The 14,982-nt window shown below is 51.7% G+C and carries 13 protein-coding genes; 6 read left to right on the top strand and 7 right to left on the bottom strand.

Annotated elements, in window-relative coordinates:
* Positions 1–12 precede the first annotated feature (12 nt).
* A complete protein-coding gene (poxB, locus tag FDX22_RS08065; protein ID WP_117343253.1) occupies positions 13–1,731 on the bottom strand; it encodes a ubiquinone-dependent pyruvate dehydrogenase in 1,719 nt (572 codons plus the stop codon).
* Between the two features lie 151 nt (positions 1,732–1,882).
* Here poxB and FDX22_RS08060 point away from each other — a divergent pair, with 151 nt between their 5' ends.
* Positions 1,883–2,317 carry a DoxX family protein gene (locus tag FDX22_RS08060; RefSeq protein ID WP_115258070.1) on the top strand — a complete coding sequence of 145 codons (435 nt, stop codon included), beginning with the start codon at positions 1,883–1,885 and terminating at the stop codon, positions 2,315–2,317.
* Between the two features lie 74 nt (positions 2,318–2,391).
* Here FDX22_RS08060 and FDX22_RS08055 read toward each other — a convergent pair whose 3' ends face one another.
* The gene (locus tag FDX22_RS08055) at positions 2,392–4,008 is read right to left on the bottom strand and encodes an FAD-NAD(P)-binding protein (RefSeq protein WP_146717004.1); all 1,617 of its coding nucleotides are present in this window, start codon (positions 4,006–4,008) and stop codon (positions 2,392–2,394) included.
* A gap of 671 nt (positions 4,009–4,679) precedes the next feature.
* Between FDX22_RS08055 and FDX22_RS08050 the strand changes: the two genes are divergently transcribed.
* The 3 genes from FDX22_RS08050 to FDX22_RS08040 all read left to right on the top strand — a co-directional run bounded on the left by FDX22_RS08050 (position 4,680) and on the right by FDX22_RS08040 (position 6,564).
* Entirely contained in the window at positions 4,680–5,132 is a 453-nt protein-coding gene (locus FDX22_RS08050) for an NUDIX hydrolase (protein WP_146717003.1), read from the top strand.
* 156 nt (positions 5,133–5,288) lie between these two features.
* Entirely contained in the window at positions 5,289–5,993 is a 705-nt protein-coding gene (locus FDX22_RS08045) for a class I SAM-dependent methyltransferase (protein WP_146717002.1), read from the top strand.
* Between the two features lie 130 nt (positions 5,994–6,123).
* Positions 6,124–6,564 (top strand): GNAT family N-acetyltransferase, encoded by a 441-nt coding sequence (locus FDX22_RS08040; RefSeq protein WP_115258074.1) that lies wholly within the window; start codon positions 6,124–6,126, stop codon positions 6,562–6,564.
* 175 nt (positions 6,565–6,739) lie between these two features.
* Here the strand turns inward: FDX22_RS08040 and FDX22_RS08035 are convergent, their stop codons facing one another.
* Positions 6,740–8,074: a PLP-dependent aminotransferase family protein gene (locus tag FDX22_RS08035; protein ID WP_146717001.1), complete on the bottom strand. Its 1,335-nt coding sequence runs from the start codon at positions 8,072–8,074 to the stop codon at positions 6,740–6,742.
* Positions 8,075–8,178: 104 nt separating this feature from the next.
* On the opposite strand from FDX22_RS08035, the gene FDX22_RS08030 reads away from it, so the two are divergent.
* A complete protein-coding gene (locus FDX22_RS08030) occupies positions 8,179–9,069 on the top strand; it encodes a DMT family transporter (RefSeq protein WP_146717042.1) in 891 nt (296 codons plus the stop codon).
* A 63-nt stretch (positions 9,070–9,132) separates the two neighbouring features.
* Complete coding sequence (locus FDX22_RS08025) at positions 9,133–10,026, top strand: dihydrodipicolinate synthase family protein (protein WP_146717000.1); 894 nt, start codon at positions 9,133–9,135, stop codon at positions 10,024–10,026.
* Positions 10,027–10,191: 165 nt separating this feature from the next.
* Here the strand turns inward: FDX22_RS08025 and hcr are convergent, their stop codons facing one another.
* The 4 genes from hcr to aqpZ all read right to left on the bottom strand — a co-directional run bounded on the left by hcr (position 10,192) and on the right by aqpZ (position 14,843).
* Positions 10,192–11,160 (bottom strand): NADH oxidoreductase, encoded by a 969-nt coding sequence (gene hcr / locus FDX22_RS08020; protein ID WP_096756555.1) that lies wholly within the window; start codon positions 11,158–11,160, stop codon positions 10,192–10,194.
* A gap of 11 nt (positions 11,161–11,171) precedes the next feature.
* Positions 11,172–12,824 carry a hydroxylamine reductase gene (gene hcp, locus FDX22_RS08015; RefSeq protein WP_096756556.1) on the bottom strand — a complete coding sequence of 551 codons (1,653 nt, stop codon included), beginning with the start codon at positions 12,822–12,824 and terminating at the stop codon, positions 11,172–11,174.
* 154 nt (positions 12,825–12,978) lie between these two features.
* Positions 12,979–13,878 carry a lysine exporter LysO family protein gene (locus FDX22_RS08010; protein ID WP_096756557.1) on the bottom strand — a complete coding sequence of 300 codons (900 nt, stop codon included), beginning with the start codon at positions 13,876–13,878 and terminating at the stop codon, positions 12,979–12,981.
* Positions 13,879–14,147: 269 nt separating this feature from the next.
* A complete protein-coding gene (gene aqpZ / locus FDX22_RS08005; RefSeq protein WP_186805285.1) occupies positions 14,148–14,843 on the bottom strand; it encodes an aquaporin Z in 696 nt (231 codons plus the stop codon).
* Positions 14,844–14,982 lie beyond the last annotated feature (139 nt).

The following is a 14,982-nucleotide window of genomic DNA, read 5'->3' as shown; positions in this document are numbered from 1 at the left end:
ATGCCCACTGTTTTACCTTAGCCAGTTGGTTTTCGCCAGTTCGATCACTTCATCACCGCGTCCGCTGATGATAGCGCGCAGCATATACAGGCTGAAACCCTTCGCTTGTTCGAGTTTGATTTGCGGCGGTATGGCGAGCTCTTCTTTCGCGACCACCACGTCGACCAGCACCGGGCCATCAATCGACAGCGCTCTTTGCAGCGCCTCGTCGACGTCCGACGATTTTTCCACGCGGATACCGGTGATCCCGCAGGCTTCGGCAATGCGGGCAAAGTTGGTGTCGTGCAGTTCCGTTCCGTCGGTCAGATACCCACCGGCCTTCATCTCCATCGCGACAAAGCCCAGCACGCTGTTATTGAACACGATGATTTTCACCGGTAGCTTCATCTGCACCACCGAAAGAAAATCGCCCATCAGCATGCTGAAGCCGCCGTCGCCGCACATGGCGACCACCTGGCGTCCGGGTTCCGTTGCCTGTGCACCCAGCGCCTGCGGCATGGCGTTCGCCATCGACCCGTGATTAAACGACCCGAGCAGGCGGCGCTTGCCGTTCATTTTCAGATAGCGCGCGGCCCACACCGTGGGGGTGCCGACATCGCAGGTAAAGATGGCGTCATCAGCGGCGAAGTGGCTGATTTGCTGCGCCAGATACTGCGGGTGAATGGCTTTTTCGCTGGGTTTGGCTAAATCATCCAGTCCTTTGCGCGCATCGCGATAATCACTCAGGGCTTTATCGAGGAATTTGCGGTCGGTTTTTTCTTCTACGAGCGGCAGCAGGGCACGCAGCGTGGCTTTGATATCTCCAACGAGCGCCATATCCACCTTGCTGTGCGCACCAATGCTTGCCGGATTGATATCAATCTGAATAATTTTGGCGTCGGTGGGGTAGAAGGGGCGGTAGGGGAACTGGGTGCCCAGTAAAAGCAGCGTGTCGGCATTCATCATGGTATGAAAACCGGATGAAAAACCGATCAGTCCGGTCATACCCACATCGTAGGGGTTGTCATATTCGACGTGCTCTTTGCCGCGCAGGGCGTGGACAATCGGCGCTTTGATTTTTGCGGCAAACTCCACCAGCTCTTTGTGCGCACCCGCGCAACCACTGCCGCACATCAGCGCAATGTTGCTGGAATAGCGCAGCAGCTGCGCCAGTTTTCTCATCTCTTCTTCCGCCGGGGTGACCACCGGTAACGGCGCATGATACCAGTGCGTGCTGGCACTTTCCGGCGCGGCTTTCAGTGCAACATCGCCCGGGAGCACGACGACTGACACACCGCGGTTTAACACTGCTTTGCGCATGGCAATCGCCAGCACCTGTGGGATCTGTTCAGGGCTGGAAACCAGCTCGCAATAGTGGCTACATTCGCGGAACAACTCTTGCGGGTGGGTCTCCTGAAAATAGCCGCTGCCAATTTCACTGGAGGGGATATGTGCGGCAATCGCCAGCACTGGGACATGGTTGCGGTGGCAATCAAACAGGCCGTTAATCAGGTGCAAGTTTCCCGGTCCACATGAACCGGCACACACCGCCAGTTCACCGGTCAGTTGCGCTTCCGCGCCTGCGGCGAAGGCGGCAACTTCTTCATGCCGGGTTGGCATCCAGTCGATCGTTCCCATGCGATTGAGACTGTCACTAAGACCATTCAGTGAATCACCCGTTACGCCCCAAATACGTTTCACACCAGCCTGTTCAAGCGTTTTAGCAATAAAAGCGGCAACCGTTTGTTTCATGGTTTTCCATCTCCTTTAATGTGATACCGGTTACAAGTTTAGATGAAGATAATAGTTATGCTTCTCATTACCCCTTATTTTCGGCAGCTTACATTTGACGAAGATAACGCGTAGCTTGACTGTGGACATGGCAAACAAGGAATGAATTCAAATGGTTAGGAACTTATTAAATGCAGTAAATCGCATGCTGACGCATGAGGACTTTGGCAAGTTTTTGTTACGCCTGGCGGTGGGGGGACTGATGCTGTTTCACGGTCTGCATAAACTGTTTGCCGGAATTGATGGCATTAGCGGCATGCTAATAGCGAAAGGTTTTCCGGGTTTCATTGCCTACGGCGTTTTGCTTGGCGAGGTGCTGGCACCGTGCCTGATTATTCTCGGCATTCTGACGCGTCCGGCTGCGTTAGGGTTGGCATTCACTATGGTTGTCGCGTGGCTGATGGTCGGAATGGGCGAAACCTGGTCGCTGGATAAAACCGGCGCATGGGCTATTGAAAGTCTGGTGTATTTCTTTATTGGCGCACTGGCGGTGGCATTTTTGGGTGCCGGAAAATACGCATTGGGCGGTCAGTCGGCCTGGCGCTAGTTTGCCATCGGACGACAAATGCGGAGGCGACAACGTAGTTACATTGCTGCTCGCCTCCTGATTCTATCAGGTCGTTAGTCTTCCTCGTTACGGTCCCAGCGTTTTCGCCGACGTCCCACCGTGCCTTGTGTCAGGGCGTTTGCCATCGCTGCGCCGATTTCAGCGCTGACGACCAGACCCTGAATAAAAGGGCGGTCGTGCATTAGCCATGGCAGCCCGCCAAAGGCGATGCGACCACAGGCATCCTTTGGCGCACGTAGCGTATAATTTTCGCTGATATCCGGGATCTCATCACCACAGGCGAGGAGTTGATGGCGCAACGTGGGGAACGGGATATCTTTGCTCTTCAACGCTTTTTGCCCTCGGGCATCAATAAACACATCAAATTCGCTACGCTGATTGTTGTGGTAAATAACCGTCATACCTTGCTCATTTGGGCGTTGATAATCTGAGCCCAGCGCGAGGATTTCAATTAACCCGGCCTCATGCAGCGCCAGCAGGCGGCGAATGGATTCCGAAGGGATCGCCGCATAGTTATCGATAAACACGCGTGCCAGACCGTGCTTGAAGCGTTCTCTGTCGCCATCGTCAAGATGAGGCACGACCTGTTCGATGACCTCATGCAGCCGCAGCAGGGTATAGCGCCACGTGACGGTGCGTTGCTCCCGCTTGTTGCGTTCGACTTCCTGCAGGTTGCGTTTCGCCCAATCAAAAGGATTGTGCTGAATTCGGTCAGCAAAATAGATGTCAGAAAACGTATCTGCCGTCAGTGTCTCAAGCGCTATCTGCTGGCTCCACTGCGGTGCCGCGTCTTGCAGCTGTTTGACGATAAGCGAGAAGAGGCGATCCAGTAATCCGCGTTGCCCCTGCTCAATGACGTGTTCAATCGCCTGACCGGTGGCGATGTTCAGCGGTTCATAAGGGAGAGGGCAGTAAAAATCGGCCTCCGGCAGCACACCGCTGCGTGACATCAGAGTCAACTTCAGGCTTTGACTACCGGGTTTGCGCGTAAAATGGAGGGTGTTATCAGCATCGGTGGTGAAGGCGCCATGTTGACTGACCACGGCTACTGCCGCATCGATAGCGCTTAACGACGTACCCAGAATGCCCACTCTGCAGGCGTTAATTTGTGCGTCCATCAGGCCGGTCCACGGGCTGGGGAAAAACTCACGTGGTGTGTCGTCTCCCTCAGGCCACAGATGGCCGGTGGCGATAACTGCAAAATCCACCTCGACAGGCTGTGGTGCGTGGTTTACCCACAACGTAACACCCTGCGGGTTTGCGCGCAGATCGGTGACTTCGCTGGACTCAAGAACACAAACCTCAAAACCGGACTCACGGGCTTTATCGACAATGGCTAAAAAGCGATCGCGAAAATAGTCGCCAAGGATCACGCGGGGTAAAAATTGCCGTTCATGCAATGACGTGCGTTCTATACCAAATTGTGTCAGGTAGTCATCGCTTTGGTTTTGTAGCCACGTCAGATAGGTGATGTAAATCGGCGGGATTTCAATACTGGCAATATTCGCCAGCATATGGTCCGCGTTATTGTCGTTGTTGTAAGGCATGCCCACACCCGCTTCTTCCGCTTGCTCGTAGAGTTGAACGGTCATCGGTTCACCGCGTTCAACCAGGGCATGGAAGGTATAGATTCCAGTGGGGCCGATGCCGACGATGGCCACTTTTTTCATGGGGATCCTTTTTTGAAAAGCTCGACGATGGTCGGGGGTATTGATTAGTTTGTGAATGTTAATTGTGGTTGAAAAATTGAGGGGTGAAATGTTTATGCTCACCTTTTTGCGACTACGATCCCCACACAGACTCACCAATTTCTCAGTAACCTGTTAAAAATAAAAGTCTTTACGCCATAGGTTATGTACCTAACCGCGTACCAGCACGCCTGCGCTGAATTTGAGCGGCAAGGGGTGGCCGGAGCCCGGGTTTGATACCGAAGTTGGCGGTGAAAGCAGTGGGATAAAGGAAGGGGCGGTATCAGGGGGCATCCCCGAGTAGCCCGGACGAGGCGCATAAGTACCGACTCCGGGGATGTTCCCGGCGTCACTTCGTTCGGCCGGGCTACCCGAAGATACTTTTGTCAGCAATCTGAACCCAGCGATTGGCTGGATTTTTTAGGCGGCGGTGTTGATGCTGGAAAATGTCGAACTCAAGAAGACCTTTACGAAGAGTACCAATTTTTTCAAAAAATTTAGTGATTGATGGCAGTCTGCTTTGAGCAAAGAGAAGACGATAAACGCAGTTGACGTGGCAAGAAAAAGTATTCTCAATGTGTACTTGCAGACTGCAATTTATGTTTAGATGAACATCCGAAATAAGAGTTTAAATTTTATTTAAGAGGGAAGATATGCGTACTCGCCCTGCCTCTCGATTGATAGTCCTTTCACCTGAAAATCATGTTCTGCTCTTCAGGTTCTGCCATAAAGATGATGCTCTGGAAGGGAAAACATACTGGGCAACGCCAGGGGGAGGACTTGAGCACAACGAGTCTTTTGAGCAGGCGGCGTTACGTGAATTATTTGAAGAAACGGGCCTGACAAGAAGAACTACAGGACTACAAATAGCCTCCAGAACCTTCCCTATGATGCTGCCAAGTGGTGAAAACGTTCTTGCTGAAGAACGTTTCTTTATTATTAGTGCAGATAAATCAGATATTGACCGATCAGGTTGGAGTAACAACGAAAAAGAAGTCATTCGCGATCACTACTGGTGGAACTTAGAAGAGCTCAGACAGACCAATGAAATCATCTTCCCACTCGATTTGATAATTAACATACTTGAAGGCTTTCCCAGCACTTAACCCTCTGAACGGCTTGGATTTCGCTTCTGGAATGAAGCGGCCCTTGAAGAGTCGTGAAGTCTACTGATATTACTGGCACCCAGGCCCATAAACTTCACTTCATCGACAAATGGCGTAAAACGTGAAGCGGATTGTTGCAAAAAAGGCGTCTTCAATATGAATCCCTATGAAAATCAATACAGGCAACTGATAGCAAACGGAGCTGTCGCTTGGGCTGGCGAAGGTTATATTAGGGCAAAAAAACAGCAGGAAAAAATCTTTCATTGGCTCAATTTACATCACTATTTACCCCGCTCAGGTGCGCCGGTACTTGAAATGGGGTGTGGTAACGGAGCTATGGCATCACAGTCCCTTGCTGAACGAGGGTATTCTGTGTGGGGTGTGGATTTTTCTGAGACTGCTATCAGATGGGCAGAAAAGCGTTTTCAGCAAGCTGGTATCTCCGCACAATTTTTTGTCGGAAATGTTTGCTGTATACATCAATGTAAGGACTCAACGTTTGAGTTGATTATTGACGGCAGTTGTTTGCATTGCCTGATAGATAATGACCGGGTTCTCTTTTTCGCAGAGGTGAAGAGATTGCTCAAATCCGGAGGTCGTTTTGTGATCAGTTCCATGTGCGGAACCCCCGGTTATTCGGCCGACATTAGTTCTTATGATCCGGTCAGGCACCATTTAGTGAAAGATGGTCAACCCTGGCGTACTCTGAAACCACTCCCGGCTTTAATTGATGAGATACAGAAAGCACAATTTAACGTGCTTGCAATAAGAGTGAATAACAATGCGTGGTGGGATCATGCCACACTGGTATGTTCGGTGAACTCATCACTCGGTGATTTGCAACAAGTATCGAGTGGTTAAAAGCTGACTTTGGATCCGCTTTGAGCAAGAGGCGGACATCAGCGGCAATTTTACTCAGGATTCTATATCTTCAGAGAATATCACTGCCTGATCATCAAAACTAAACTGTCTCAAGCATGGAATAAGACAAATGAATATAAGGACAAGATTAGCTCTATCCACTGATATAGAGGGTATTTTTGAAGTCAGAACTTCGGTTAAAGAAAATCATCTCAGTCGAGAAGAAATGGAGCAGATGGGAATTACCGAGAGCGTTGTCACCGATATGATTGAGAAAAGTCATTGCGCATGGGTTGCCGTAGATGACGGAAAAGTGATTGGTTTCTCGATGATTTTGCCAGATGAAGGATGTCTTTTTGCGGTCTTTGTTCTCCCTGAATATGAAGGCAGAGGTGTAGGTCGCAGCCTTGTTGACCTCGCAGAGCAGGAATTATTCAAACACCATAAGGCAGTCTGGCTTGAAACCGACAAAAACAGTCGTGCGGCAAAATTTTACATGCGACTGGGCTGGGTTAAAAAAGAAAATATTAGTGAATCTGATATTAGATTGGAGAAACCCCGCTGCGTTTAAGCAAAGATCCTCTTCTTTAATATCCGCTCCTGGCACGCAGCGGACATTGCTGACTGAGCTGAAGGTCCGCTGTGAGCGAAAAGCGGACGTTCGCATAATTGTTTATATAGTGAACGTTCTCTTTTTTAGCTGGATAAAATTAGGTTTTTTCATTACTGACCCCCTACCTCTGAAATTAACGATATTGTTCATTTTCTACGGCGTTGCGTACTTTCAACAATGCTTTGTACAAGTTCTCAATCGAGACAGAGCCAAGCGCTACCCGAATAGCCTGGGGAATGGTCTGTGAGGTGCAGAACGGTTCGGCAGTTGAAACCGAAATATTGCTATCCATCAGAACCTTAACGACACGATCGGCCCGTGATTCATCGGAAAGTGGCAGCCAGGCAAAATAGGAGCCTGGATGTGTAATACAGGGAATATCGCCCAGAGCATCTCTGAGCACCGTTTGTCTCTGACGGGCATCCTGGCGCTTAAGTTCTTCAAAGCGTTCAACAGTGCCATCCTGTATCCAGTTGCATACCAGCGTGGTCATTACTGACGGGGTATTCCATGTTGTTGCCCGGACGGCCCTTTCGAGGGCGGAACGGTATGCTTCAGGGCATACAACGGCGCCAACCCGAAGACCGGTTGCGACATTCTTCGAATAGCCGGTGACGTAAACCGTACGCTCAGGTGCGTAAAATGCAATCGGTGGAGGGGGGCGACGGATCAGGTAGGAATAGGCGGTATCTTCAATAACCAGTAAGTCATGTTCACGGGCAATGGTCGCCAGATCCTTTCTCTGGCGATGTGTCAGCACCCATCCCAGGGGGTTATGTAAGGTCGGCATGGCATACACTGCCCTGATATGTCTTTTCTGACATAACTGCCTGAGTACACTGAAATCCGGCCCATTAGTAAGTGACGGGATCGCGATGAGTTCAAGATGGAACAACTCGGCCAGGACTTTAAATCCCGGGTAGGTAAGTGCATCTACAGCTACAACGTCTCCAGGCCTCAGCAGGCCCATTGCTGTCACCGTCAGCCCATGTTGTGCGCCATTCACAATAACAACATTGTCCGCCGTCGGTTTAAACCCCCTTCCTGACAGGTGTTCTGCAATGATCTCTCGCTCAGAGAGCCTGCCTGCATGAGGCTGGTAACGCAGGTGCGATTCGATATCCCCGGCGGTAGATATCTGCCGGAGCGCGTCGCGCAGCAGCTCACCTTGCCCTGGCAGGGCGGGATAGTTGAAATTAAGATCCAGCACGTCCGTTGCCACGGCAAGCTGGTCGATACCATGGCCATAAGGCAACGAAATTTCCCGGACAAATGTCCCCCGACCGGTCTCACCGCTCACAAGACCCATTGCTTCTAATTCGCTGTAGACCCGTGTCGCCGTGGCCAGCGAGATATGTTCCTGAGCAGAAAGATCGCGGTGAGTCGGCAAACGGCTGCCGGGCAGGATTTTCCCGCTGCGAATCATCTCCGCAAATTTATCCACGATGGCTTTGTAACGCGCTTTCATCAAATGTATCCATGACAATAATTTGATTGTATCAGGTTACTGAAATTACCATCCGCCTGACAAATGCTCAAGCCTGCGGGCAAAACGTAGATAACGAGGTCAACGTGGTTAATTCAGTGGTACATAAAACCGATCCCAGCTCAGTCTCCGGCTGGGTTAACGGCCTGTTGGGAGTCGTGATTTTTAGTGGCTCGTTACCTGCCACGCGTGTCGCCGTACTTGATATAGATCCGTTCTTCCTGACATTCCTCCGAGCGTCCATTGCCGGAATACTGGCAGTCATGTTGATCTTCGGTTTCCGGGAAAAACGTCCACACGCATCGCACCTTATCCCAATTGTCATCGTGGCACTGGGCGTGGTGATTGGCTTTCCACTACTGACGGCGATGGCGTTGCAACATGTCACCTCTGCCCACTCGATCGTCTTTCTGGGGCTTCTGCCCCTGACAACCGCGACTTTTGGTGTCCTGCGGGGTGGCGAACGACCCAAGCTGACATTCTGGATCTTCTCAGTGATTGGCAGTCTGCTGGTGATGGGATTTGCTCTTTCGCAAGGCGCCTCCGTATCGCTTACCGGTGATTTACTGATGCTGTCGGCGGTGATTGCCTGTGGTCTGGGTTATGCCGAGGGTGCCAAACTGACCCGCGTACTGGGCGGATGGCAGGTTATCAGCTGGGCACTGATTATTTCTCTGCCCTTCATGCTCATCGCGTCCTTGCTCACCATGCCGACCACATTTTCCGGCATCGGAACGTCAGCCTGGGTCTCGCTGGGGTATGTGTCGCTCTTCAGCATGCTGATTGGTTTTATCTTCTGGTACAAAGGGCTGGCAATCGGAGGCATTGCTGCGGTCAGCCAACTGCAACTTCTACAGCCTTTCTTTGGTTTAGGTCTTTCGGCCACACTCCTGCATGAAACCGTCAGCCCCCTGATGGTGCTGATCACACTGGGAGTCATTCTGTGTGTGATCGGCTCCCGTAAGTTCGCCCGATAGGAAACGCTCCCCGGAAACCATCCCGGTCCGGAGAATGATTATTTCTTTTATAAGGCAGCAAACATGTTTACTGGTCTGAGTGCATTTCCCCTCACGCCCCTTGTCGATGGTGAAATAGCAGAAGCTTCATTTGTATCGTTGATTGAGAATCTGGCTGACGCAGGAGTGAATTCTATCGGCGCGCTGGGTTCGACAGGCAGTTATGCCTATCTGACTCGCGAACAACGGCTCAGAGCTACAAGGCTGGCGGTGAGCGCAGCTGCCGGCATCCCGGTAATGACCAGTATTGGACATGTCAGTACGGATGAAGTGATGAGACTCGCGGAAGATGCACAAAACGCCGGTGTCAACGGTGTGCTTCTGGCACCAGTGTCCTATCAAAGAATTACATCCGATGAAGTGTTTCGTCTGTATGACAGAGTATCAACAGAGCTGTCTGTCCCGCTTTGCATTTATGATAATGCGGCCACCACAGGATTCGAGTTCACGGATGAATTGTTGGTTGCACTTTCACACCTCAATAACATTGGCTCGATTAAAATCGGCGATCTTCCAACTGACAGGAATGCAGCCCTGGAGCGTGTAGGCAGCCTGAAAAGCAGGGTTTCTGAAGGCGTTACCATTGGGATCAGCGGTGACGCACAGTCTGCCTCCGGTATGATTGCTGGCTGCGATGTCTGGTATTCAGTGCTTGGTGGACTGTTCCCTCACTATTCCCTGAGCCTGGCGCAGGCTGCATTGAGTAAGGACGAAAGCGAGACACATCAGCTCAATACGGCACTTGAACCTCTGTGGGTGTTTTACCGCCGTCACGGCAGTCTGAGAGTTATCGCCACGGTAGCTGAGCTCCTGGGCACCGTTCCATCTCCTTGCTTACCCTTCCCGCTTCAGACACTGATAGGGAAAGAACGATCGGACCTAGAAAAAACACTGGCGCGCTTAGACTTTCTGGCATGAACCGACAATATCGTGAATTCACGGGTATCCCAAAGGTCCGCTCCTGGCACATGGCAGACAATCACCTCAACATACACAACCTGCAAATCACCATACGTGCCTCACAAGCAAAAAAAAAGCCGCCCAGCATAACCAGGCAGCCTTTTAATCTCAGATGCTCAGCAACTACGCCAGCACTAAATCACCCTGCGGGTGGCAGGAACAGGCCAGTACGTAGCCTTCGGCGATTTCCGCATCGGTTAGCGTCATGGTGCTGGAAACCGTGTAGTTACCATCAACCACTTTGGTTTTGCAGCAGCCGCACACGCCTGCACGGCATGCGGCGACAACCGGCACTTTATTGCTTTCCAGTGCTTCCAGTAGCGTGCTGCCTACCGGCGCATAAAATTCTTTTGCCGGTTGTAGCTTGGTGAACTTCAGACCACTGGTGGCGGCTTCCGCTACCGGCGTGAAGAACTGTTCTTTAAAGAAACGCGTTACGCCGAGCGCTTTCACTTCTTTTTCGACCAGATCCATGTACGGAGCAGGGCCGCAAGTCATCACGGTACGTGAAGTTAAGTCCGGTACGCTTTTCAGCAGGTCGGTGGTCAGTCGGCCAGAAACAAAGCCATGGGTGGCATTGTTTTCAGCGACCAGCGTCACCGGATACTCGCGCCATTCGTCGGCAAAAATGACATCTTCCGGCGAACGAACGTTAAAGATCACCTGCACATCGGCCTGCGGACGGTACTTCGCCAACCAGCGACGCATCGACATGATAGGCGTCACGCCACAGCCGGCCGCCAGCATCAGGAACTTGTCTTCTGCTTTATCTTCACAGGTAAACTCACCCATGGCATCAGACAGCCAGATATAGTCGCCGCGCTTCACGTCACGGGTTAGCCACTGTGAACCCGCACCGTCGTCAATGCGGCGGACGGTCAGCGTGATGTACTCGCTAACGCCTGGCGTTGAAGAGATGGTGTAGGCACGCAGCGTCTCCGCTGAGTTACGTACGCTGACCAGTGCATACTGCCCGGCACGATAAGGATAATAATCGTGGCACAGCAACGAAATCGTCCATACATCCGGCGTTTCCTGATGGATGTGATGAACCTGCATCCGCCACGGGCACTGATGGGTTGGCATTGTCATGACTTAACTCCTTACGCGCTCAGCAGCTGCTTCATGTCTTCTTCAACGGTGGTCACGGAACGCAGACCGAATTTCTCGTTGAGCACAGCCAGCAGGTCCGGCGTGAAGAAGCCCGGTGCAGTCGGGCCAGTGACGATATTTTTCACGCCCAGAGACAGCAGGGTCAGCAGAATAACAATCGCTTTCTGTTCGAACCAGGAGAGCACCAGAGACAGCGGCAGGTCGTTCACGCCACAGCCCAGTTTCTCAGCCAGGGTCACCGCCAGGATGATGGCAGAGTATGCATCGTTACACTGACCGGCATCAACCAGACGCGGCAGACCTTCGATATCACCGAAATCCAGTTTGTTGAAACGGTATTTACCACAGGCCAGGGTCAGGATCAGGCAGTCGTCCGGTACGCTGGTGGCGAAATCGGTGAAGTAGTTACGTTCGCCGCGTGCGCCATCGCAACCGCCGACCAGGAAGATGTGACGCAGTTTTTCGCGGCTCACCAGGTCGATCAGCGTATCAGCAGCACCCAGCAGCGTCTGACGACCGAAACCTACGGTGATCAGGTGCGGGATTTCGCTGTACGGGAAGCCTGCCATTTGTTGTGCCTGCGCGATAACCGGACCAAAGTTGTCGCCTTCGAGGTGGCTCACACCCGGCCAACCGACGATGCTACGGGTCCAGATGCGGTCGTCGTATGCACCAACGGTTGGATCGATGATGCAGTTAGAGGTCATCACGATTGGGCCAGGGAAGCGGGCGAACTCAACCTGCTGATTCTGCCAGCCACTGCCGTAGTTACCGATCAGGTGTTTGAATTTACGCAGTTCCGGATAGCCGTGTGCTGGCAGCATTTCACCGTGGGTGTAGACGTTAACGCCGGTGCCTTCGGTCTGCTCCAGCAGATTGTATAAATCTTTCAGGTCGTGACCTGAAATCAGGATGCATTTACCTTCGGTCGCTTTAACGTTGACCTGAGTTGGGGTTGGGTGACCGTATTTGGTGGTTTCACCGGCATCCAGAATGCTCATCACTTTGAAGTTCATCTGGCCGATTTCCATAGAGCACTCCAGCAGAGCGTTCATATCGGAAGGCCAGGTACCCAGCCACGCCATGATTTTGTGGTACTGCGCGTAGATATCGTTGTCGTACTGACCCAGAACGTGCGCGTGCTCCATGTAAGCTGCCGCACCTTTCAGGCCGTACAGGCACAGCAGACGCAGGCCGAGAATGTTCTCGCCGATAGTCGCTTTGTCTTTGTTCGGGGTAAATTCAGCCGCCTGGCGCTGCAGGTCGCCCAAATCGTCGCTCACCAGCTGCAGGTCAGCCATTGGGTTTTCAACCGTTGCGTTGGCATCAATGTTCAGACACTGCGCTTTCAGGGCGTCACGCATGGCGATGGCTTCACGGGCATAGCCGACGATACGTGGGGAGTCGAAGTTAACGTTGGTCAGGGTAGAGAAGAATGCGCGCGGGGCAAAGTTATCCACTTCATGATCGATGATACCGTATTCACGCGCTTTAACAGCCCATGCAGACAGACCTTGTAGGGAAGCAATCAGCAGATCCTGCAGATCGGAGGTTTCTGCTGTTTTACCGCACATACCTTGCGCGTAAGAGCAGCCGTTCCCTGCCGGAGTACGGATGGTTTGTTCACATTGCACACAAAACATGGTCACACCTTTTAAAGTTATATTTAATATACATGTTTAAGATTATGCCTGCGCGCGAAGGGATTAAAGGGATTTCTGCTACTACTTGCAGGGAGATTGATTTAGCGCAATTTTGGCGGTAGGTGACTACCGCCAGAGGGGTATTTGTGCTGTATCAGGCGGAGAAAAAGGCCATCAACAAAGGCACTAGCAGACTAAGAATAAAGCCGTGAACGATGGCCGCAGGTACCATTTCCAGCCCGCCGCTGCGTTGTAAAACGGGTAGGGTGAAATCCATTGAGGTGGCGCCACACAGTCCTAATGCGGTGGAACGACTGCGGCCGACTAAGCCCGGAATCAGCATAATGGCGATCAGCTCACGAGCCAGATCGTTGAAGAAGGCGGCGCTGCCAATGACGGGACCGAATGACTCGGTCAACAGAATGCCGGACAGGGAATACCAGCCAAAACCCGAGGCCATCGCCAGCGCGGTTTTCAGCGGCAGTCCGAGGATCAGCGCATTAATCACGCCAGCCAGCATTGAACTTGCCACCACGACGACGGCCACAATCATCCCCCTACGATTCAGCACAATCTGTTTTAAGGTCATGCCGCTGTTACGCAGTTGGATACCGACCAGGAACAATAAAAAGATCAGCGTATATTCGCTGGCTTCGGTGGCGTGCTGTAAGAATGAGAACCCGGTGAGTCCCAGCAAAAACCCCAGCACAACAACGCCACAAAGTTGTAGCGACTCCAGCGCCATGGCAATGCGTGATGGCAGCTTTTCCTGCCGATGGTTGTGCCGCCAGGGAAGTGAACGCTCGAGCCACAACAGCGCGGCGATATTACATAGCAGAATGACCGTCACGCTGACCGCAGAATAATGCAATATCGATAGCAGATTGCTGGCGAGATTATCCAGAAACGCCAGACTGATACCCATAAAGAAGAGAATAAGGTAAACGATCCAACTCAACAGGCGATTGATGAGTTTTAATGCCGCTCTGTGCCTAAGCGGAATAAGATAGCCCACAATAAGTGGAATCAGAATGATTAACAGCCCTGAAAACATGAAAACCCGGTCCTTGCTGAGAAGTAAGACGAAATGCGCCACTATAACCTAAATAATTCAAGTTGCAGGAAGGCGGCAAGGGAGTGAATCCCCGGGAGCGTACATAAGTACGTGACTGGGGGGAAAGAGCGCAGCCAACACATCTGCAACTTGAAGTATGACGGGTATACACACTACTGAAAGCAAAGAGGGGAGTAAAGTTGCAAATAAAAGGAAATAAAGCGGGGAGGAAAAGACCTGGCGTAATGCCAGGTCTTTTTCGTTATCGATTAATCACGTTTTTCCAGCAGCGTGCGATAAATAAGGCCACCGATGATCCCGCCGATAATCGGCATAACCCAGAACAGCCACAGCTGTTGTAACGCCCAACCGCCCTGGAAGAGGGCTACCGCGGTGCTACGCGCCGGGTTTACAGAGGTGTTAGTTACCGGAATACTGATCAGGTGAATCAGGGTCAGTGCCAGACCAATAGCAATCGGTGCAAAACCTGCCGGAGCATGTTTATCCGTGGCGCCATGGATCACTAACAAGAAAGCTGCTGTCAGCACAATTTCAATAACAATGGCAGAAAGCATGGAATAACCGCCTGGCGAATGTTCGCCATAGCCGTTTGATGCAAAACCGCTGGCCGTGGCGTCAAAGCCTGCTTTACCGCTGGCGATCAGATACAGCACCGCTGCCGCAACAATTCCGCCGATAACTTGCGCAACAACATAACCAATCACGTCTTTTGCCGGGAAGCGACCGCCCGCCCATAGGCCTAATGTCACGGCCGGGTTAAAATGGCCGCCTGAAATATGTCCCACGGCGTATGCCATGGTTAATACTGTCAGACCGAATGCCAGTGCGACACCGGCAAAACCAATTCCTAACTCCGGGAATGCTGCGGCCAGCACGGCACTTCCGCACCCACCAAACACAAGCCAAAACGTACCGAAGAATTCAGCTGCTAATTTCCTGAACATAACCACCTCAATTAAAAGTTCCGGGTTCGTTTTCCTGGCCCGGTATTTCATCGCTAAAAGGGACGATGATTAAAGAGCGTGTATTCTAGAAAAAAATATCATCCCTTTGCCACTTAAATTAATGAAAAAATTTGATTTA

Source organism: Citrobacter sp. TBCS-14, from assembly GCF_005280805.1.
Taxonomy (GTDB): Bacteria; Pseudomonadota; Gammaproteobacteria; order Enterobacterales; family Enterobacteriaceae; genus Citrobacter; species Citrobacter gillenii.
Note: the sequence above shows the minus strand (reverse complement) of the source record. Positions and strands in the feature narration are given on the sequence as shown.